The organism is Clostridium sp. OS1-26, assembly GCF_030915445.1.
GTDB lineage: Bacteria > Bacillota > Clostridia > Clostridiales > Clostridiaceae > Clostridium_AM.
Genome location: NZ_CP133264.1, coordinates 982,657 through 1,004,276 on the forward strand (window position 1 = coordinate 982,657; position 21,620 = coordinate 1,004,276).

Here is a 21,620-nt window from a genome sequence, read left to right on the forward strand (position 1 = left end):
ATATGTAGAATTATTTCATCCTATAAGTTAACTTTCGTCCTAGTACCTCATATGTTTAAAAAACTCTACCTCATTACAAGGTAGAGTTTCCAATAAAATTTTTTTTATTTTAGCTTAATTAAAAGTTCTCCAGACTTAGCCTGTTTTCCTTCTTTCGCTAATACAGTTTCAACTGTTCCCGAAACGGTCGCAGTTATATTAGTCTCCATCTTCATTGCTTCAATTACGATTAGGCTTTCTCCTGCTTTTACTATATCGCCTTCTTTTACAAGCACCTTTATTATATTTCCTGGGATACTTGCTCCTATTTCCATATTGTTATCAGGATCTGCCATAGTCACTGATTCTTCGTAAACAGCACCTCTAGAAGCACTAATCTTATCTTTTATTTTTACTTCTCTTCTATTTCCGTTAACTTCAAATACAATTGTTCTATACCCTTGTGAATCAAGTTTACCTATTTCAAGCATTTGAACAATAAATGTTTTTCCATCTGCTATTTCTATTTCACAAGTTTCTCCTTCATATAAACCATGGAAGAATATATCACTTCCCATACGGCTTAAGTCACCGTATTCTTTAGTGTATTTTATATACCCTTCAAGCACATCTGGATATAACGCATAGCTTAGTATATCTTTTTTAGTAGGAGTAATTTTGAGTTTCTCAACTAGATGTTTTTCTATTTTATCAAAGTCTTCAGGTGGAAGTAACTCTCCTGGTCTACATACAATAGGCTCTTCTCCCTTTAAAACTAATTTTTGAAGTTCCTCTGGGAATCCACCCATAGGCTGACCCATCATTCCTTTGAAATATGCCACGATGGAATCTGGGAATGTCATGTTCTTTGCCTTTTCATATATATTTTCAGGAGTTAAATCATTTTGTACCATGAATATAGCTAAGTCTCCAACCATCTTTGAAGAAGGAGTAACCTTAACTATATCTCCAACCATATTGTTAACTTGCCTATACATTTCCTTTATGTCATCATATCTATGTCCTAAGCCAAAGCTTTCAACTTGCTGTTTAAGGTTTGAATATTGTCCACCTGGTATTTCATATTTGTATATTTCTGCACTACCTGTTTTTAATCCAGATTCAAATTGACTATAAACCGGTCTTACTGCACTCCAGTAATCTGATAACTTTTGTATGTCATCTGAATCTATATAAGTGTCTCTTTCTGTATTTTGAAGCGCTGCTACTACAGAGTTTAATGCTGGTTGGCTAGTTAATCCTGACATACTATTAAATGCTGTATCAACGATATCTACTCCAGCATGCGCAGCCATAAGAACTGTTGCAACACCATTTCCTGTAGTATCATGAGTATGAAGGTGTATTGGAATAGATATTTCATTTTTTAATGCTCTTATGAGCTTAAGTGCTGCATATGGCTTTAATAATGCTGACATATCTTTTATTCCAAGAATATGCGCACCTGTCTTTTCAATCTCTTTAGCCATATTTATATAATATTCCAAAGTATACTTATCTCTATCTGTGTTTAATATATCTCCTGTATAACACATACAAGCTTCTGCAACTTTACCTTGCTTTATTACTTCATCTATAGCTACTTCCATTCCTTTTAACCAGTTTAGTGAATCGAATATTCTAAATACATCTATTCCTGAATCAGCAGATTCTTTTATAAATTCTCTTATTACATTGTCTGGATAATTTTTATATCCTACTGCATTAGCTCCTCTTATAAGCATCTGTAATAATACATTAGGCATTCTATTTCTTAATTCTTGAAGTCTTTCCCATGGTGACTCTTTTAAAAATCTATATGCAACGTCAAAAGTTGCTCCACCCCACATTTCTACGGAGAACAAATCTTTTCCAAGAGCAGCTTGGGCTTTCGCAATCTTAATCATATCTCTTGTTCTTATTCTTGTTGCCATTAATGATTGCTGAGCATCTCTCATTGTAGTATCTGTTAGCAATAATTTATTTTGTGATTTAATCCATTTTACTAGTCCTTCTGGTCCTTCTGCATCTAATATTTGTTTTGTACCTTTAAGAGGTTCATCAAGAGTTATTTTTGGAACTACTGGAACATCGAACTCTGTTTTTTGTCCTCGAGTTTCATTAACAACCTTTTCTCCAATAAACTTAAGAAGTCTTAATTCCTCATCCGCTGTTGGTGATATATCAAATAACTCTGGGTTGTTTGCAATAAAATTAGTATCACATTCACCCTTAGCAAATTTCTCATGATTTAAAACATTTATTAAAAAGTCAACGTTTGTTTTAACTCCTGATATTGTTATTTCTTTTACAGAACGTATAGACTTTCTTATTGCGTCTGGGAAAGTTCTTGACCAAGATGTAGTCTTAACTAGCAGACTATCATAGTAAGGACTTATAACTGCTCCAGTAAATCCATTCCCACCATCTAGTCTTATACCAAAACCTGAACCAGTTCTATATACATCAATTCTGCCTGTATCTGGTGCAAAATTATTCGAAGGATCTTCTGTAGTTATTCTACATTGAATAGCATATCCCCTAGGCTTTATATTCTCTTGTGTACCAATTCCTAGCTCCTTTGAAGATAATTCATATCCCTCGGCTACCAATATTTGGCTTTGCACAATATCTATACCTGTAGTCATTTCTGTTACAGTATGCTCAACTTGAATTCTTGGATTCATTTCTATAAAATAATGATCTCCTTTTTTATCTACAAGGAATTCAAGTGTTCCTGCACTTCTATATCCAACGGATTTAGCTATTTTTAATGCATCTTCACATATTTCATTTCTTTTTTCTTCTGTAAGAGATACTGCAGGAGTAATTTCTATAACTTTTTGATGCCTTCTTTGAATTGAACAATCTCTTTCATACAAATGTACTATATTATTGCTCTTATCTCCAAGTACTTGAACCTCTATGTGTTTTGGACTTTCAAGATATTTTTCTATAAATATATCATCTATACCAAAAGCTTTTTTCGCCTCATTTTTGGCGCTTCTATATGAGGAAAGGAGGTCTTCTTCCTTTTCAACAATCCTCATACCTCTTCCGCCACCACCAGCAGCAGCTTTTACCATAACTGGATATCCACACACATTAGCAAATACCAATGCTTCTTCTTCAGATTGAATTGGTTTCTCAACACCTGGAATAGTTGCAACCCCTGCATTTTTAGCTACAATTTTGGATTTTATTTTATCCCCAAGCTTTTCCATCATTTCTGCAGTTGGTCCTATGAACTCAATACCAGCCTGTTCACATTTTCTTGCAAACTCAGGATTTTCTGATAAGAACCCATATCCAGGATGTATCGCATCAACACCCTTTTTTAATGCAAGGTTTATTATTTCATCAATATTTAAGTAGGCTTCAACAGGCCCCCTGTTTTTCCCTATTAAATAAGCTTCGTCAGCCTTTGTTCTGAAAAGAGAACGTTTGTCCTCATCAGAATAAATAGCAACTGTTCTTATACCAAGTTCTTGACAAGCTCTAAAAATTCTTATTGCAATTTCTCCTCTGTTAGCCACAAGAACTCTCTTAAATTTTTTAATCAAATACCTCAGCCCCTTTTTATAATAATAATAATTGTTGCATATTTATTAATATATTTATTATAAATATTTATCACGATAATAATATTATATATAAGCATTAACATTATTGCAATTGCAATTGCAAAATATTTTTACTTGCATTTTGTCTTGATATGTCTTTTCTTTTAAATTCACCTTATCATCTTAACATGTTGATAAATCAAACTCAATAGATATTAATAAATTTAAGGTAAAATTAGGAATGAAATTTTTTCATTTTTTGAGAAGCAAATTAATATATTCATTATTATATAGCATACTCTTTGTTTTGTAAACAGAGTATATTATATATTATTTAGCATACTCTATATAATGCGTTTTTTTAGCCATTTCTTGTATAATATTATGCTAATTCAATTAAGTTGCATTCAAATAAATAATAAGCCAGTATGAAGCAAAATAGACTATCATACTGGCTTATTATTTATTTGAATGTGCCTAAGGAACTCACAAAAATATTAAACAGCATATAAACAGAATTCTTGGCTTCAGGTGGAGTTTGTCTGCGACCACTGGGCAATTCTGCCCGTTAAATGTCATTTAGGCATTTAACCTCCATCTGAAGCTTAGAAGTCGTTATCCAGGGACATAGCCGCTCGTGACGTACACTTGAAGAAAAGCAGAGAGCCCAAATCTCCGATTTGGTGCGAATCGCTTTCACAGAGTGCAAGCAGAGAACCAAAATCTCTGATTTTGTGTGAATCGCTTTCACAGAGTGCGATGGAAGTATTAGAGCGGGTAAGTCATCGGATAAACTGATTATCTCTTATAGTGATACTTTATTAATTGTCTTAGTAATAGGTATTATATGAGGTTTATCAGTTACAGGATTATTTATTATACATATGTTTATGTTGTAAGCTTTCTTTATATTTTCTTCTGTAAGCACTTCTTCTGGGGTACCCAGTGCTACAATCGAGCCTTTGTTTATAAGTACCAAATAATCACTATACTGTGCTGCTAAATTTAAATCATGAAGTACAGCAATGACAGTTACTTTTTTATTTATGGATTTGATAGTATCTAATATTTCAACCTGGTGATATATATCTAAATGAGATATTGGCTCATCCAATAATATAATATCTGTATCCTGTGCTAGGGCTCTTGCTATAATGACTCTTTGCTGCTCTCCACCACTTAATTGGTTTATACATTTATCTTTAAGTTCCCAAGTGCTTGTCATTTTCATAGCCTCTTTAGCTATGTTATAATCTTCTTTTGATTCATCTTGGAACCTAGATATGTAAGGATTTCTTCCCATTAAAACAATGTCTAAAACAGAAAAGTCAAAATCCAAACTAGTATTTTGAGGCACTATAGAAAGCTTTTTAGCTAAAGCTTTATTTTTAAAATTTAATACATCCATACCTTCTATAAAAACTGTATTCTTATCGGGTGCTAATGATGAAGCTATGTTCTTTAACAACGTAGTCTTGCCAGAACCATTAGACCCTATAATACTGTAAAAACCACCTTTGGAGAAGTCTATATTAATATTATGCAATATTTCTTTTTCTCCAAAGCTGCAGCATAAATTCTTTACTTTAACTACTGGAAAATTAGCAGCATCCATTATAACACCTTCTTTTTATTTTTAGTTAAAAGATATATAAAGTAAGGAGCACCAAACAGAGCCGTTATAGCTCCTACTGGAATTTCAGCAGGAGATGCCAATGTTCTCGCTAGTGTATCTGATATAATCATAAACACAGCTCCAGCAACAACAGAGAAGGGTAGTAATGATCTGTGATCTGGCCCTAGAAGCATTCTTACTATATGCGGAATAATTAATCCCACAAATCCTATGATTCCGCTTACAGATACGCATGCAGCAACAATCATTGAAGAACTAATAAGTAGTATTTTCTTTATTCTTTCAACCTCTATACCTAAGCTCTTTGCAGTTTCATCGCCTGTAAGAATTATATTTAAGTCCTTTGAAAAGGACAGTATTATAAATATACCAATAAATAAAAATGGTAATAGCACTAAAATCTGAGTGTAACTTGCAGAACTAACACTACCCATAGTCCAAAACACAATTCTTTCAACTTCCTGCCTATTAAATACCATAATTATAGAAAGTAATGATGATAACAAAAAATTCATCGATATACCAGCTAAAAGTAATGTATTTGTAGGGATTTTATTTTTAACTCTTGCTATATTATATACTAAGACAGTTGTTAAAATTGAGCCTAAGAATGCTGTTATAGTAATAGCAGATGCCCCCAAAAAGGTTGATTCAAAACCTAATACAAATCCAATAGCTGCTCCAACAGCAGCTCCAGAAGATATACCAAGTACATATGGGTCTGCCATTGGATTTTTAAATATAGCTTGAAAAGACAGCCCAACTGTAGATAATCCCATACCTACAAGAGCTGCTAACATTATTCTAGGTAGTCTTATCTTTAATATAATTAATCTATGGTTTTCTGGTATTCCAGATATTGATATAAACTTATTAATTATAGGCACTTTATTCAAGATAATGTACAGGCTTTCTTTAAGCGGTATATCAGCAGAACCTAAAGTAGTTGCTGTAATAATAATTAAAAATAGAATAATTGTAAAAACGCAAAACATTAACTTAAAATGTTTTTTGTTTTGAGTAAAATTCATAGATAAGTTCCTTCCATTCATTATTTAAAGGCTTCAGGGTGAATTATTTTTGCCAATGCTTCCAAACCATCTGCCAATCTTGGACCTTGTCTGTTAATAATATCTTCATCTATTTCAAAAAGTTTATTCCTTTTTACTGCATCTAACTCCTTATAACCTTCAGTATTTTTAATTCCTTCTTTTGAACTAAATTTATTTGAGCATATAAGTATATCAGGATTTTTTTCTATAAGTTTTTCAACACTATACTTCCATCCATTTGTGTCAGCCGCTGCATTTTTTCCTCCTGCCATTTCAATCATTTTCCCTATGAAAGTATCTTTACCAGCGGTAAAGTCTCCGCCTTTTCCAAAACCTACTATATAATATACTGAAGGATTATTTTTACCTTTAACTTTTTCTTGTACATCTTTTACCTTTTGTTTCATTCCTAAAATAATATCAGCTGCCTTTTGATTTGCATTAAGTACTTTACCAGTGTTTTTTATAATATCATAGGTGCCTTCAAAACTTTCACTTCCTGATAATACAAGAACTTTTATATTAACCTCCTCTAATTTCTTCAGATCTTCTTTTGTAAAATGGTTAGAGGCTATAACTAGATCAGGTTTTAATTCTACAATTTTTTCTATATTGGGATCCATTAAACTCCCTATAGACTGAATCTTACTTACCTCTTTTGGATATGTACAAAAATCAGTTCTTCCAATAAGTAGCTTTTGTTTATCAAGTGCATAAATGGTTTCTGTAATATTAGGTGCTATTGATATGATTTTTGTAGGCTCTTTTTCTATAGTTACCTCTCTATTAAATGAGTCTTTTATTTTAAGTGGATAAGTTGTATTACTTACAATTTCATTCTGTTCCTTATTTTCTTTTGAGTTCAATGAACTATCTTTATTATTACAGCCAACTAAAGAGAAAATTAGTATAAAAAGGGTTAATATTAAACAGTTTTTCTTTAAATTTGACATTTTATGTTCCTCCTATTTTTTATTGAATTCAAGCATCTAGGTAAAACTAAATTTTTCACCAAAATAAAAAACCATTATCAAACAGATAACGGTTTTGTAGGTAAAAAAATCCCCACTACTACCAGCCTATCCGCGTAAGCCTATTAGTGCTTAAAAGTTTTAGGCAGGTCTCCTGACTCTGATTCATCATGTATTGACGCCTTCCCTGTTACCAAGTGGCATAAATGTCGATACACTCCTCATTACAGTGGCGGGACCGTATGAGATTTTCACTCATTTCCCTATTTAAACTTATTTAATGCTTTTAGCATATAACAAGTACCTAAAATTTATTATTAAATTTAATATAAGTATAACACTTATTAACCTATCTTTCACCTAACTTTAGGTTTGGTATTGCATTTAAAGTCAACGGTGCTACATTTCCCTTCATATACTCAAAATAAGCAGCGCTTCCTATCATGGCTGCATTATCTGTGCAAAGTATAAATTCTGGGAATAATACATCTATGTTATCTTTTCTTCCTGCACTAATTAAGGTCTCTCTAAGACAGCTATTTGCAGCAACACCACCAGCTACTGCTATTTTATTAACCTTTTTTAATTTACAAGCTTTCATAGCGTTATCAACTAAAAAATCTACTACTGCTTTTTGAAAAGATGCAGCTACATCTGCCTTATTTATCTCTTCTTTCTTCATTTCCATCTGGTTTAAGTAATTTAATACTGCAGATTTAACACCACTAAATGAAAAATCTAAAGATTTATCATCATGGAAATTAGCCCTTGGAAACTTTATAGCCCGTGGATTTCCCTCTCTAGATAGTTTATCAATTTTAGGACCTCCTGGATATCCAAGTCCAATAGCTCTTGCAACTTTATCATAAGCTTCCCCTGCAGCATCATCCCTTGTTTGCCCTAGTACTTCAAACTCACCATAATCTTTCATATATACTATAAAAGTATGGCCCCCAGATACCACTAAACAAACAAAAGGTGGCTCTAATTCTTTATATTGAATAAAATTTGCACTTATGTGCCCCTCTATATGATTAATGCCTATTAAGGGTTTTTTTAATGCATAAGCTAACCCCTTAGCATATTGCAATCCTACTAAAAGCGCTCCTACAAGCCCCGGTCCATAAGTTACACCAATAGCATCTATCTCATCTAAAGTAACACCTGCTTTATCAAGTGCCTCTTGAACAACAAAGCCTATAGCCTCTACATGCTTTCGTGAAGCTACTTCTGGCACAACTCCTCCAAATTTAGTATGTATATCTATCTGAGATGATATTATATTTGATAAAACTTCTCTACCATTAACCACTACTGCTGCCGAAGTTTCATCACAGCTGGTCTCTATAGCAAGTATTTTTATATCTTCACTCATTGAATTTACCTCACTTTTTAGTTATTACAAATTCCAACAATTATTATACTTTATACAAAAATTATAATCAATGTTATATGTATATGATATAATTATTATTAAATTCAAGCTGTATACAGTATATAAGGAGTAAGTTATGAATCATAATTATGCAAAGGTTATAGTAAAAGGTTCTCCAATATCTAAGTCAAACTTTAAGCTTTTTAATGTAAACGGAAGAGCTATACTTCCATTTAACTCCGGAAAATATCATGATAGATATGCTCTTTATGAGGAGGAAATAGCCTATGCTACTAGATCTCAAAATCCTAATGTTGTACTTTCTGAATCTTTAATAGCAATATTAAAAGTATATTATAAAAGTGAAAAAAGGCATCCTGATACTAATAATATTACAAAAAGTATTTTTGACGGTATTGAAAAAAGCGGACTGATTATAAATGATGCACAAATAAGGAGAATTATAATAGAGGAATTTTATGATAAAGAAAATCCTAGATTTGAGTTAGAACTTTTTGGAGAAAGCAGTTATTCTATTGATTATAAAATAATTCCTAGAAAAAACAAGGACAATCCAATCGAGTACTCTCCTCCATCAAACAAAAAATTAAAATTGCCTTCATCTTCAAAGGCTTGTAAATCTAATTCAGACGATAATATATTTCACTGTGAAATATGTAATAAAATTATAAAAAAATCTGACTGCATTACCGCTAATAAAGGTAAAACATTAATATGTAAAAGCTGTTTTAAGAATTTGTTCTAACTCTTATTTTTATAACCTTATATGTAAAATCTAATAGGATTTCTAAGTTGAATCTCTACTTAGAAACTCCTATTCTTTGAAAAATTCATCAATCATCTTTTCTGCCATTCTTTTTTGTATAGTTGATTTAATAACTAAAGATAATACAGTTACAATCAGCTTGTTTATATCCTTATCATTGTAATCTACTAGTTCTTCTTCCTCAGTAAACATATTATCAAAAGTACTTTTAAAATCTTCAATTTCCTTTTTCTCTATATCTAAAAACTCATTGTATATACTCACCAAATTACCATCACAATCTTCTCCCGACTTTGCCATATTTACCAAAGGCGAAAAGAGAGTTTGTATATCATTTATTGATAGTATCTGTTTTAGATAATATGTAAGAATTATTAATACCATATGCTGTCTAGAATATTTCTTTTTTTTAGGTGGCATTAAAATACCCGCCTTAGTATAGTTATTTATCATAGTCTTAGTTAAGGCTACTTCTTTTTCATTTCTTTTCAAATAAGAAAGTTTTTCATCTATAAATGTAGTCACTTGATCCATATATAAATCTATATCTGGTATATTAGAATACTTTAACTGTTCAAAGGAACATATTTCATCTAATAACCTCGACATTTTCTCTTCATCCATCTTAACACACTTCTTTCCATATTTATGTATAAGCTTTTCTTTATATATTATAATCTTATATTATATGTCTATACAATACAATTATATATAGGGCTCAAAACTAGAAAAAGAGCTGATACAAACTATACATGTATCAGCTCTTTTAAATACTAAGCTATTTTGTTAATTTTTTTTAAAGCCTCATCTACTTTTCTAGTAGCAACTATATTAACACCTGTATTCAATATATTCTCAACTATTACATCTCCAATATTTATAGGTGCTTTAACCACTATCCCTTTTAAAGCTTTTATGCAATCAAATATTTTTTCCTTTGGTATATCTGATTCAGTTTTCACAGGAACTACTCCTATTTCTCCGCCTTCAACATACACAGAAGAAGTTACAATTCTTGTAGGGTTAGTACATTCTTTTTTGGCATAATCTTCGCCTTTTTTGCATGTATTTCCTGTAACTTCAACGACTTCTTTTCCATCTAATTTAACTTGAAGCTGGCAACCTATAGGGCAACCGATACATATTAACTCTCTCATAGATATATTCACTACTCCTTTTCTACTTTAATAATAATTTTTCTACACTCAGGGTATTTATTTATTACATCCTTAGAAAGCTTAACTGTTTCCATTTCTCCTGGAGTAAGTATTCTTTTCTTTATATGCATCTCTCTTGTGTCGTCAAAATATACTGATATATAATTATCTTTAAACACGTCTCCAACTCTAAATCTTATTTCTAAGTTTTTCTCTATATTTTCAGGATTTACGTACTTTGGCACAGTATATCTCACTCCACCTGTAGCAACTATCTCTATTTTCTCACCATCAAATCTCTTACCTTTTACGTATTTAGCAGCATTTTTTCCAGCACTATAGCTTTCAACTGTAACATTATCAACTAAATCATGAACATGCAAAACGTTACCACAAGCAAAAATTCCTTCGATATTTGTCTCAAGGCTTTCATCTACTTCTGGACCGCCAGTTATAGATGATAACTTAACATCAGCAGTTCTGGATAACTCGTTTTCTGGAAGAAGTCCTACAGATAAAAGTAGCGTATCGCAAGGTATAAATTCTTCTGTACCTTTTATAGGGTTTCTATTCTCATCAACAGCTGCAATAGTTACCCCTTCAACTCTTTCCTTGCCTTTTATATCTATAACCGTATAACTTAACTTCAATGGTATACCAAAATCATCAAGACACTGAACAATGTTTCTCTTAAGCCCACCTGAATAAGACATAAGCTCAACTACTGCCTTAACCTTTGCACCTTCAAGTGTCATTCTTCTCGCCATTATTAGCCCTATATCTCCTGAACCTAATATAACAACTTCTTTACCTGGCATATATCCTTCTATATTTACAAACTTTTGAGCAGCTCCTGCTGTATATATACCAGCGCATCTGCTTCCTGGTATATTTATCGCTCCTCTTGGCCTTTCTCTACATCCCATAGCAAGTATAACAGCCTTAGCTTTTAATTCTAATATTCCGTCCTCTTCGTTAACAGCTGTAATAACTTTATTTTCATTTAGATCTAATACCATAGTATTCAATTTATATGGAATTTGCATCTCTATCGTTTTATCAATAAATCTTTGCGCATATTCAGGGCCAGTTAACTCTTCCTTGAAAGTATGGAGTCCAAATCCATTATGGATACACTGATTTAATATTCCACCTAACTGATTTTCTCTCTCAAGTATTAATATATTGTCTATTCCCTCTTCTTTAGCTGAAATTGCTGCTGCAAGCCCTGCAGGACCACCACCAATTATTACTATGTCATATTCTTGCATATCAATAAACCTCCAAGCATTATTAATTTCATAGGAATTATACTTAAATTGTTTCTTTATCTTTACCTACTAATAACTTCGATTCTCCTCCAAACTTAGTTATTTCTGTAGGCATTAAGTTAAGCTCTCTAGCTAAAATTTCAACTATTTTAGGTGCGCAAAATCCAGCTTGACATCTTCCCATACCAGATCTTGTTCTTCTTTTAACACCATCGAGAGTCTTCGCTCCTAAAGGTCTTCTTATCGCACTTATAATTTCTCCTTCAGTAACAGTCTCACATCTACATATTATCTTACCATATCTTGAATCCTGCTGTATAAGTTTCTTTCTTTCCTCATTGTTTAGCTCTCTAAATTTAGGTATTCCCTTTCTAATAGGATTAAACTTTTCATTTTTGCTTGGATTCAATTTGTTTACTATTATATCAGCAACCATTTCAGCTATTGCAGGTGCGCTTGATAATCCAGGTGATTCAATACCTGCTGCATTAATAAAGTTCTCAGCATCTTGCTGTTCTCCAATTATAAAATCGTTTCCCACACTATGTGCTCTTAATCCTGAGAATGAAGTTATAACTTGTCTCATAGGAACTTGTTTAATGCTTAAACCTGCTTTATTTATTATCTCATTTATTCCTTCTAATGATGTATTTAAATCATTCTTATCTTCTGTATCTACTGCATTAGGACCTATTAATAAGTTTCCATCTACTGTCGGTGTTACTAGTATACCTTTTCCCATCTTAGTTGGAAGTTGGAATATAGTTTTTGATATCATATTTCCTACTGATTTATCAAACAAGCAGTATTCACCTTTTCTAGCAACTATATCTATTTTGTTATTACTTATCATGTTATTTATTTTATCTGCAAATACACCAGTAGCATTTATCACTATCTTTGTTTCAATATCACCCTTATTAGTTCTTAATACATATATATCGTCTATCTTATCTATAGCTTTTACTTCAGTTTCGAATTTGAAATCTACTCCATTTATAAAGGCATTTTCAGCTAAAGCTATTGTCATTTCATAAGGGCAAACAATTGCACCAGTTGGCGCATGTAGAGCAGCAACTACTTCATCTGATACGTTAGGCTCTATTTCTCTTAGTTTATCTCCCTCTATTATTTCAAGTCCTGGAACCCCATTCTTTTCTCCCTGTTTTTTCAAGTCATTAAGTTTGTCTACATCATTTTTATCAAAACACAAAACTAAAGATCCATTTCTTTTAAAAGGAAAATCTAATTCCTCAGCTAACTTATCAAACATGGAATTTCCTTTAGCATTAAGCTTTCCTTTTAAACTTTCAGGTTTAGCATCAAACCCTGCGTGTACTATGGCACTATTAGCTTTAGTTGTTCCATTGGCTACATCCGAGTCTTTATCAATAACGCATACCTTTAATTTATATCTAGCAAGTTCCCTAGCTATTGAACATCCTACGACTCCAGCTCCTACAATTGTTATATCAAACATAGATATACCTCCTTTAAATATAAAACAAAAAGAGAGCACAAATTTAAGGCAAATCATACCTTAAAATTTGGCTCTCTTTAACTCCGCCATAATATATACTTCTTAATTTCAACTTTAGCTTAACATAAATACTATAAATATTCAACTATCAAATACTCTTAAATTTCGAGAAATAATCTTATAGTTTAATAAATTTCCATGGTTTTTAGCGTTATTTACTTTAGACGTCTTTCACTTGCTATTTTACTTGAGATACCTTGCTATGTTTGATATAAAATTCTATGATTGCGCTTTTGCTTCTGAAGAAGCTTTACTACTATTCTTTTTCGCTGGAATATATTTATATACTGCATAGTATGCCAATCCCACCATAACTGATCCTCCAACTATATTCCCAAGAGTTACAGGAATTAAGTTATTTACGATCCCTGACAGGTCTATCATTTTATTTGGAGCTAGTCCTGATGCTTGTGCGTATATTGGATTAGATTTAGCAAGAATTCCTGCTGTTAAGAAATACATGTTAGCAACACAGTGTTCAAAACCACAAGCTACAAAAGCCATTATAGGAAACCATATTATTGCTACTTTACTGGCAACATCCTTCGCTGCTGATGCCCCCCAAACGGCAAGACAAACTAAGAAATTACACATTATTCCACTAGCAAATGCTGTCCCAAAGGCCAGACTACCTTTAGTTGATGCCACCTTTATTACAACTCCACCAAGTTTTCCAGAACTCATATTAAAGACTCCTGATTGAAAAACCAAAAAAGCTATAAGCATTGAGCCAATAAAATTAGTTATATATACTATCACCCAGTTTTTTAATACATCTTTAATACTTATTTTCCCATCTACAAAAGGTACAATCATTAAACAATTCCCTGTAAATAATTCTGCACCACACATTACTACTAACATAAGTCCTGTCGGAAACACTGCACCACTTAATAACTTGGCAACACCTGCATCGGCTACTCCATGAGAAACAACTGCTGAAGCAGCTCCCCCTACTGCAATAAATGCGCCTGCTAACAGTCCTAAAATGATTTGCTGCGATGTTGTCAAACCTGCCTTACCACATCCTGCCCCTATAGATGCGTCGCACAATTCATTTGGTTTTAACATACTACTTTCCATATAGATCCCCTTCCTTTTAATTACTTTAAAATTATTTAAATAATTATGTCCATAATCAAAAAGTCACTTATACAAAAAAGCATTCTAAAATTTCATTCAATGTAATATTGCCAAAGTATTGTGTTAAATTTACGCTATTAAGCATGCACTCAACAGCAGACTTTTCATATCTAATTCCCCTGAGCTTTTCTTCAAGTTCATCAACGCTACATAATGCTAAAAAGTCTCCATAAATTTTGCATTCGTTAATAAGTCCACTATTAACATTAAGTAAAATCTCTAATTTACCATTAGCAAATCTCTTTGAGTTTTTAAAATTAAACTTTGGAGATTTTCCATAGTTCCATTCCCAGGTGTCATATTTACTTTCTTTAAGTTTAGTTATAGATACCAGATCGCTTTCAGATAAATGATATTCCTCGAGAGTGTTATTTTCAAATAAATTTTTTAACAATAATTCTTTGAATCCGTTTACATCGGTATCTTCTCTTAAATAATCTTTGATATTAGTTACCCTACTTCTTACGGATTTAATACCCTTAGACTGTATTTTGTCTAGTTGTACATTTAGTACCTTTCCTATAATATCTAAATTTGAATTAAATAATAACGTACCATGATGTAGAATTCTCCCTTTATGCATACTTTGAGCATTTCCTGAAAACTTTTTCCCATCTATAGTAAGATCATTTCTACCGCTTAATTCAGCATCTACACCTAGTTTTTTCAATGCATTTATAACTGGTATTGTGTACTTTTTATAGTCGATCATATCATTTTTATCATATCCCGTTATGAATGAAAAATTTAAGTTGCCTAGATCATGATAGACAGCTCCACCACCTGTTATTCTTCGTACTACATTTATATTGTTTTCTTTTACAAAATCAGCATTAATTTCTTCTATGGTGTTTTGATGCCTTCCTATAACTATTGTATTTTCATTCTGCCATAAGATGATAAAGTCTTCTTGCACTCCAACAGTCTTAAATATATACTCTTCTAGCGCTAAGTTAAAATAAGGGTTAAATGAATCACTTAAAATATACTTCATAAAACTGCCTCCAGTAGTATAAACTTAATTGTGAAATTTTAAACTATTTAGCATAAGCTAAAGTAGTTATTGCTCCAATTGAAACATCTCCAACTACAGCTAAATCTTCTGCAGAAAAATAAAATGGAACATTACCATTAAATAATATTTGCGATGAAGGCGGAAATTCTTCATCGCCTTCCCATAGAGCAAAAGTTACATATATATTATTTAAAAATTCAAATTTATAAGCTATATCCCCCATATCTACTTTTTCTGCTCCAATTTTTTCGAATACGTTTTTAAATTTTTCCAGATTATGTCCAAAGGTTTTTGCTAATCTTAAAAGACATCTTCCATAAAAATTGTTATAATACATATTTCCTCCATCGACATCTCTATATGTTATATTTTTGTCTAATGGAGCAACTCCCTTTGCATTCATCAAATATCTTAATACTAATGTTTTAGGTGCATATTTTTCTATTGGCCTTCCATCTTCCTTTAATACTTCTCCTGATGGATATCTTACTATTATATTTTCTCCCATCAATTTAACTACAAATTGTTGTTTTTCTTTATTATATATACATCCAGTATTTTGTTCCATTTCCTCAGGATTAAAGTTTTTAAATATACTTTTGTTATATTCATATGGTATTTTATCTTTTCTTTTTTCTTCTATAGCAACTCTATCCATAACCACTTTTCATCCTTTCTACGATTAATATGCACACCTTGAATTAGCCCCTGTTGCATCTGATTCAAGTTTCACTTTATGCAACATGAGCTTAAACAGACTTCTATCTTATGCTAAATATGCTTTTGAGCTTCTAATAACATTTCATCTGCCTTTTCCATATATTCAATTGCTTTTGCAATATATTCAGATGTTTCTGTTCTATCCATAGTCTTTGCTTTTTCAACCCATTCTTTAAAGCTTTCTTCGTGAGATTTATTATGATCAACCCAATGGTGTAACAGAACTTTTAATGTTTTTTCTTCCTTAGTTAGATTATCAGCCACTGCTGCTCCACACTCATGATTATGTCCTTGTCCACAACAATTGCTGTGCTCGTGATCATGATCTCCACTATGATCATGACTATGGCTATGCTTATGCTCGTGATCATGTGAATGACCATGGCTATGCTCATGTGTATGTTCTTCTTTGCCATGACAATGTTTATGTTCATGTTCATGTTTATGCTCATGCTCATGTGAATGACTATGGCTATGCTCGTGATTATGTTCATGTAAATGTTCTTTGCTCATAAAAAGTACCTCCTCATAAGTTATATATTTATTTAACTTTTTCAATAATTATTTTGTGCTCTAAAAGTCTTACTTCTTTTAACATACCTTCAATTAACTTTTCCTCTCCTAAAAGATCTGTTAATAACAATTTCCCATTTTCTTTTGGCACTACATCTACTACATAGTCCATTACTTTCCTTTCACCTTCTGGTGTAATTAAATATGCTGTTGATTCACACATTTTTGTTACCTCCTTAACAATTGTTCCACACTTGGGAACTTTTCAATATCAGTATGCGGCAAAAAGCACGCAGATACAAATTCATCCATATATCCTGGTTCCACACTAAGTTCAACATAGGTCATATGATTTGCTACTTCCTCTAATTTATGCCTTGCATCTTCACTCATTAAGGTTAAGTAACATCCCATTAAAGAGCTATTGCCTATATAAGAGATTTTATCTTGTTCTATATCAGGAAGCATTCCTATTTTTATAGAGTTTCCTATATCTAAGCTGTTTCCTATACCACCTGCTATATAAATTTTGTCTATCATAGTGAAGTCCATTCCAAGTCCACTTAGAAGAGTGTTGATCCCCGAATAAATAGCTGCCTTTGCTCTAATAAAATTATCTATATCAACTTCCGTTATGGCAATATCTTTTTCTAATTTATATTCTTCTTTAAATACTATTACGTATTCGCCAATTCCATGTTCGTCAAATCTTACTCTTGATGTTCCTAAACCTTTGACAAGTTTTCCTTTCCTGTCAATCAGTCCGGATAACATCATTTCACATATCAAATCAATAATTCCTGAACCGCAAATTCCTGCTGGCTTTTCATTTCCAATCACACTAATTTTAGGTTCGTAAGTATCTCTTTCAATTTTAACTTCTTCTATTGCTCCACCTGCTGCTCTCATTCCACAACTTATTTCTCCACCTTCAAAGGCAGGTCCAGCAGAGCAAGCACAAGTCATTAAAAATTCTTTATTTCCAAATACAATTTCACCGTTAGTTCCTAAATCAATAAAAAGTATATTTTCATCAGATGCCCATATACCTGATGCTAGTACACCAGCAGTAATGTCGCCTCCAACATAACTTGCAACAGAAGGTACTAAATATATAAAGGTTTCTGGGTTAACTGCTATTCCTAACTCAGATGCCTTTATAAAAGGTGGCCTTACAAAAGCTGGTATGTATGGTTCCATTCTTAAGTAATCAGGATAAATTCCTAAAAACAAATGAGACATTGTAGTATTCCCTGCAGCTATAAAGGACACTACCTCATCCTTTGATATACCGGAATCTTTATACATCTTTCTTAAAAGTGGATTTATAGTTTCATTGATTATTGCATTATTTAGCTCTTCGAGTCCATTTCCCTTTGTTGAGTATATTATTCTATTTATAACATCTGCACCATATTTTATTTGTGCGTTTCCAGAAGATGCTTTCGCTACAAGTGTACCACCATATAAATCAACTAAACAAGCTGCCACAGATGTGGTTCCAATATCTAGTGCTACACCATAGAGTCTATCGGTAGTATTTCCCTTTTCCATATTAATTATAGTAGTTTTACCTTCTCCTCTTGGTATATGCGTTATAGTAACTTCAAAATCAGCTTCTCTTAGAATTTGGGATATCTTTCTAAGCATAGGAAGTCTACAAAATACTTGACTATATCCTAAGTGATTTCTTAAATGCCTTTTAATTCTCTCAAAATCAGATATATTGTCATCTAATGTTGGAGGATCTAGTTTTATAAAATCCTTTTTTACATATGTTTTGAATTCCATTCCATTCTCTGATAACTTCTGCTTCGATTTTTCAAATATTTCATGTTCCCTTTTACCGGATAGATCTTCAATTTTCATACCATGCATAGCTGACGATGCATTAGAAGGAATCTCAATAACTACATCTTCTATCACCTTTGAATTACAAGCTAAAATATATCCTTCATTCCACTCTTCATCCTTTATATGCCTGCTTTTTTCAGTATCTATTTTTCCTTCAAGAACTTTTACCTTACACTTTCCACAAACACCGTTTCCATTACAAGGAGCATCAATAAATATTTCAGCCTTTCTAGCAACTTCTAATAGATTTTCTCCATTTTCTACTACTATCTCCCTATTTTGTGGAACAAATTTAACTCTTAGCATATTTTGTAAATACCTCCTTAAAAAAAACTTTCTCGGTTAAATTACCGAGAAGTTTTTTCTACTTTAAGCCTGATTCATATCCAGAAGCATTTAATAAATTTTCAAGCTCCCCTTTATCGCTTACTTTTACTTTTACTATCCAAGCATCATAAGCGTTTTCATTTATATACTCAGGTTCGTCATCTAACTTTTCGTTAACTTCCAAAACCTCTCCTGATATAGGCGCTATCAAATCTGAAGCTTTCTTTGAGGACTCAACTACTCCAAAAGCCTTTCCTTGAGCTATTTCTTCTTCTACTTCTGGCATCTCTACAAATAATATTTCGCCAAGTTGATCTTGTGCAAAATCGCTTATTCCTATATATGCTACGTCACCATCTATTTTAACCCATGTATGTTCGCTGCTATAATATAATTCACTTGGAAAATTCATTATTAACACCCCTTCTTTTAACTTTAACCCGTAATATAAAAATTTTGCTACGCAAAATTTTTATTAGAGGACAATTAACAGAGGACAGAGGAAGAAAAGTCCTCCTTCACTGTCAATTGCCAATTACCCTCTGTTAATTGTTAATTACATTATTGGATCCATATTCAACGCTGGATGTTCTTTTTCTGTTAAGAATGCTAAAACTGCATCTGAATCTGTAGCTATAGTTTCATCGCAAATTCTATCTACAAAATTGTCTATATCATATAATTCTTTAGCAGTAGCATTTAACTTATCTGCTACGAAATCTTTTAATTCTTTTGGCATCCAAACTATTCTTTCAATTCCGCCTTCTGCCTTCATGAATTTCTTTGATGGAATAAATGCTCTTCCATGTCCCATAAATCCAGGAGTTTGTACTCCACCACCAGTCATAGATGCAAGTTCACCAAATGTCATTCCAAGTGGAGTCACAGCACCATGTTCTCTATTTACTATAACAACACCATTAGCTTCTGGCATTATACCTGTAATACATTCGAAACATCCACAAGAAGTCATAGGACTATTTAATATACTATATAATGTAACTTCTGTTACAGCACCTTGTGAACCGTTTGATACAGCTTCATTTACTTTTTCCCAAATACCAGCATTTTCATCAATTAAACCTTCTTTTGGCACTGCTTGACAAGGTCCTACAGGATTTAATTGAAGTGTAGCTTTAGCATCTAACCATGAAACTGCTCCGCAAAGACCAAGTCTTTCTGGAGTAACTATACATATATGAGCTGGAGCGAATGATTGACAAAGGTTACAAGTATAGAATGTATCAACATTTTCATCTAGTAATGAGCTAAGTCTTTCATCTCTTTCTGCAAATCTTGGCATAGCATATTTGTCTTTTAATTCTGTAGCTTTTTCTGGATCAGTTATTATTGTGATTTCACACTTATCTACAACTTCACCAAATTCATCTAACATTTTAGCATATACTACTTCACCAAAATGTTTTAATCTAAAGCCTTTATCAAAAGCTTCTTTACCTACTCTTAACCAAGTAAGATTTCTTTGTCCAACGTGCATTACGCCTTCAATATAGTTTAAGAAGTAGTGAAGTCTTCTTTCTAGAACTGGTTCGAAGTCTTTTTGCATGTTAGCGCCAGCTACTTTTATAAGCATTCCAAGAGGCATTCTTCCTGGAGTTTCTGTTATAACATCTATGTCTGGTCCTATAATTTCTATTTTATGATCTTCAACTTCTCCAAGCTCAGCGCTCATAACTAATTCCCAAGCTTCTGTCTTTCCGCCACCAAATTCTGCAAACATGTCATTCTTTCTAATTCTTTCACCTTCGAATGCTGCTGCAAATGCAACTGGTATTGGAATTTCAGTAATCTTTATTTTAATCTTTCTAGCTTCAAGAGAAGTTTTAACTACTTTATCATAATCTTTTTGAGTTAATAATAATGTAGGAACTTCTGTTACAGTTTGGTCAGTTACTACAGGGAATCCAAGTGCTATAGCACCAGCTCCACATGAAACTACAAGTTCACTTAATGGACCAACTGCATTTACGAATGCTGGAACTCTGTCAGAGCAATACTGAAGAACTTCACCTAAATTACCAGGCTTAACTGCTCCGAATATTAAAGAAGCTCTTATAGCAAAACTTACAATATGAATTACTGAAGTAACATCATATCCAAGAGGTACAACTCTTAGATCAAGACCCATTTTAACGTTACCTTCTATAGCTTGATCTATTACTTTACCAACTAAGCAAGTAAGTAATCCTTTTGATTGGTAATCTTTTATAACTTTTGCTGCAGTTTCAGCATCTGGAAATTCTCCAAGTACAACTGCTACACCTGGAACGTCTCCAGTAACTAGTGGTACCCCAAATGAACGGATTATTGGGTCTGATATAAATCCTGCACATGGTTCTGAATATGGAGCATCTGAAAGCACGTACTTAGCTGCTTCAATTATTTCTGCTGCAACAGCTGTAGCTAATCCTGAATTTAATGCTTTATCTAGCATTTCTTCTTCTACTATTAAGCTTCTAACTATGTCTAAAGCGCCTTCTAATTCTGCTACTGTTGTGATCTTCTTTCCTGTAGCAGCATAGATTACTGGTAATGAATATGCTGTATCAGGGAATGCAACCTTACAATCTCTGCCTTTTTCTTCGACTGCCTTTTTAACAATACCTTCAGCAGCTGCTAAAGCTTGTTTTGAACCAGTGAATATAGTTTGAAATAAATTCATTTTTTAGCCCCTCCCTAAATTAAAAGTTTATGTT

18 protein-coding genes and 1 riboswitch are annotated in these 21,620 nt (G+C 32.5%); of the genes, 1 reads left to right on the forward strand and 17 read right to left on the reverse strand.

Going from position 1 to position 21,620, the window contains the following annotated elements; all coding sequences use genetic code 11:
- Window positions 1–104: 104 nt before the first annotated feature.
- From RCG18_RS04945 to tsaD, 5 genes are all read right to left on the reverse strand, one after another.
- Window positions 105–3,542 carry a pyruvate carboxylase gene (locus RCG18_RS04945; protein WP_308040300.1) on the reverse strand — a complete coding sequence of 1,146 codons (3,438 nt, stop codon included), beginning with the start codon at window positions 3,540–3,542 and terminating at the stop codon, window positions 105–107.
- 805 nt (window positions 3,543–4,347) lie between these two features.
- Window positions 4,348–5,157 carry an ABC transporter ATP-binding protein gene (locus tag RCG18_RS04950; protein ID WP_308040301.1) on the reverse strand — a complete coding sequence of 270 codons (810 nt, stop codon included), beginning with the start codon at window positions 5,155–5,157 and terminating at the stop codon, window positions 4,348–4,350.
- On the reverse strand, window positions 5,157–6,209 hold the full coding sequence (locus RCG18_RS04955) for an iron chelate uptake ABC transporter family permease subunit (protein WP_308040302.1): 1,053 nt from the start codon (window positions 6,207–6,209) through the stop codon (window positions 5,157–5,159). The genes RCG18_RS04950 and RCG18_RS04955 overlap by 1 nt, the downstream gene beginning before the upstream one ends.
- Window positions 6,210–6,229: 20 nt before the next feature.
- Window positions 6,230–7,183: an ABC transporter substrate-binding protein gene (locus tag RCG18_RS04960; RefSeq protein ID WP_308040303.1), complete on the reverse strand. Its 954-nt coding sequence runs from the start codon at window positions 7,181–7,183 to the stop codon at window positions 6,230–6,232.
- A gap of 144 nt (window positions 7,184–7,327) precedes the next feature.
- A riboswitch (cobalamin riboswitch) is annotated at window positions 7,328–7,524 on the reverse strand.
- 26 nt (window positions 7,525–7,550) lie between these two features.
- The gene (gene tsaD, locus RCG18_RS04965; RefSeq protein ID WP_308040304.1) at window positions 7,551–8,576 is read right to left on the reverse strand and encodes a tRNA (adenosine(37)-N6)-threonylcarbamoyltransferase complex transferase subunit TsaD; all 1,026 of its coding nucleotides are present in this window, start codon (window positions 8,574–8,576) and stop codon (window positions 7,551–7,553) included.
- A gap of 136 nt (window positions 8,577–8,712) precedes the next feature.
- Between tsaD and RCG18_RS04970 the strand changes: the two genes are divergently transcribed.
- Complete coding sequence (locus tag RCG18_RS04970; RefSeq protein WP_308040305.1) at window positions 8,713–9,342, forward strand: RusA family crossover junction endodeoxyribonuclease; 630 nt, start codon at window positions 8,713–8,715, stop codon at window positions 9,340–9,342.
- A 69-nt stretch (window positions 9,343–9,411) separates the two neighbouring features.
- On the opposite strand, the gene RCG18_RS04975 is transcribed toward RCG18_RS04970, so the two are convergent.
- From RCG18_RS04975 to acsB, 12 genes are all read right to left on the reverse strand, one after another.
- Window positions 9,412–9,987 carry a DUF1836 domain-containing protein gene (locus RCG18_RS04975; RefSeq protein WP_308040306.1) on the reverse strand — a complete coding sequence of 192 codons (576 nt, stop codon included), beginning with the start codon at window positions 9,985–9,987 and terminating at the stop codon, window positions 9,412–9,414.
- A gap of 149 nt (window positions 9,988–10,136) precedes the next feature.
- Window positions 10,137–10,526, reverse strand: a complete 390-nt coding sequence (locus RCG18_RS04980; RefSeq protein WP_308041962.1) for a DUF1667 domain-containing protein — start codon at window positions 10,524–10,526, stop codon at window positions 10,137–10,139.
- A 5-nt stretch (window positions 10,527–10,531) separates the two neighbouring features.
- The gene (locus tag RCG18_RS04985) at window positions 10,532–11,791 is read right to left on the reverse strand and encodes an FAD-dependent oxidoreductase (RefSeq protein WP_308040307.1); all 1,260 of its coding nucleotides are present in this window, start codon (window positions 11,789–11,791) and stop codon (window positions 10,532–10,534) included.
- Between the two features lie 43 nt (window positions 11,792–11,834).
- Window positions 11,835–13,271, reverse strand: coding sequence for an NAD(P)/FAD-dependent oxidoreductase (locus tag RCG18_RS04990; RefSeq protein ID WP_308040308.1), 1,437 nt, complete (start codon window positions 13,269–13,271; stop codon window positions 11,835–11,837).
- Between the two features lie 279 nt (window positions 13,272–13,550).
- Window positions 13,551–14,414 carry a formate/nitrite transporter family protein gene (locus tag RCG18_RS04995; protein WP_308040309.1) on the reverse strand — a complete coding sequence of 288 codons (864 nt, stop codon included), beginning with the start codon at window positions 14,412–14,414 and terminating at the stop codon, window positions 13,551–13,553.
- A gap of 67 nt (window positions 14,415–14,481) precedes the next feature.
- Window positions 14,482–15,468 carry a lipoate--protein ligase gene (locus RCG18_RS05000; RefSeq protein WP_308040310.1) on the reverse strand — a complete coding sequence of 329 codons (987 nt, stop codon included), beginning with the start codon at window positions 15,466–15,468 and terminating at the stop codon, window positions 14,482–14,484.
- Window positions 15,469–15,511: 43 nt separating this feature from the next.
- On the reverse strand, window positions 15,512–16,147 hold the full coding sequence (locus RCG18_RS05005) for a DUF3786 domain-containing protein (protein ID WP_308040311.1): 636 nt from the start codon (window positions 16,145–16,147) through the stop codon (window positions 15,512–15,514).
- Window positions 16,148–16,260: 113 nt separating this feature from the next.
- Window positions 16,261–16,722 carry a zinc transporter gene (locus tag RCG18_RS05010; RefSeq protein ID WP_308040312.1) on the reverse strand — a complete coding sequence of 154 codons (462 nt, stop codon included), beginning with the start codon at window positions 16,720–16,722 and terminating at the stop codon, window positions 16,261–16,263.
- 28 nt (window positions 16,723–16,750) lie between these two features.
- Window positions 16,751–16,945 carry a CooT family nickel-binding protein gene (locus RCG18_RS05015; RefSeq protein WP_308040313.1) on the reverse strand — a complete coding sequence of 65 codons (195 nt, stop codon included), beginning with the start codon at window positions 16,943–16,945 and terminating at the stop codon, window positions 16,751–16,753.
- Between the two features lie 5 nt (window positions 16,946–16,950).
- On the reverse strand, window positions 16,951–18,882 hold the full coding sequence (gene acsV / locus RCG18_RS05020) for a corrinoid activation/regeneration protein AcsV (protein ID WP_308040314.1): 1,932 nt from the start codon (window positions 18,880–18,882) through the stop codon (window positions 16,951–16,953).
- A 58-nt stretch (window positions 18,883–18,940) separates the two neighbouring features.
- Complete coding sequence (gcvH, locus tag RCG18_RS05025) at window positions 18,941–19,315, reverse strand: glycine cleavage system protein GcvH (RefSeq protein WP_308040315.1); 375 nt, start codon at window positions 19,313–19,315, stop codon at window positions 18,941–18,943.
- Between the two features lie 144 nt (window positions 19,316–19,459).
- Window positions 19,460–21,586 carry an acetyl-CoA decarbonylase/synthase complex subunit alpha/beta gene (gene acsB / locus RCG18_RS05030; protein WP_308040316.1) on the reverse strand — a complete coding sequence of 709 codons (2,127 nt, stop codon included), beginning with the start codon at window positions 21,584–21,586 and terminating at the stop codon, window positions 19,460–19,462.
- Window positions 21,587–21,620: the final 34 nt, after the last annotated feature.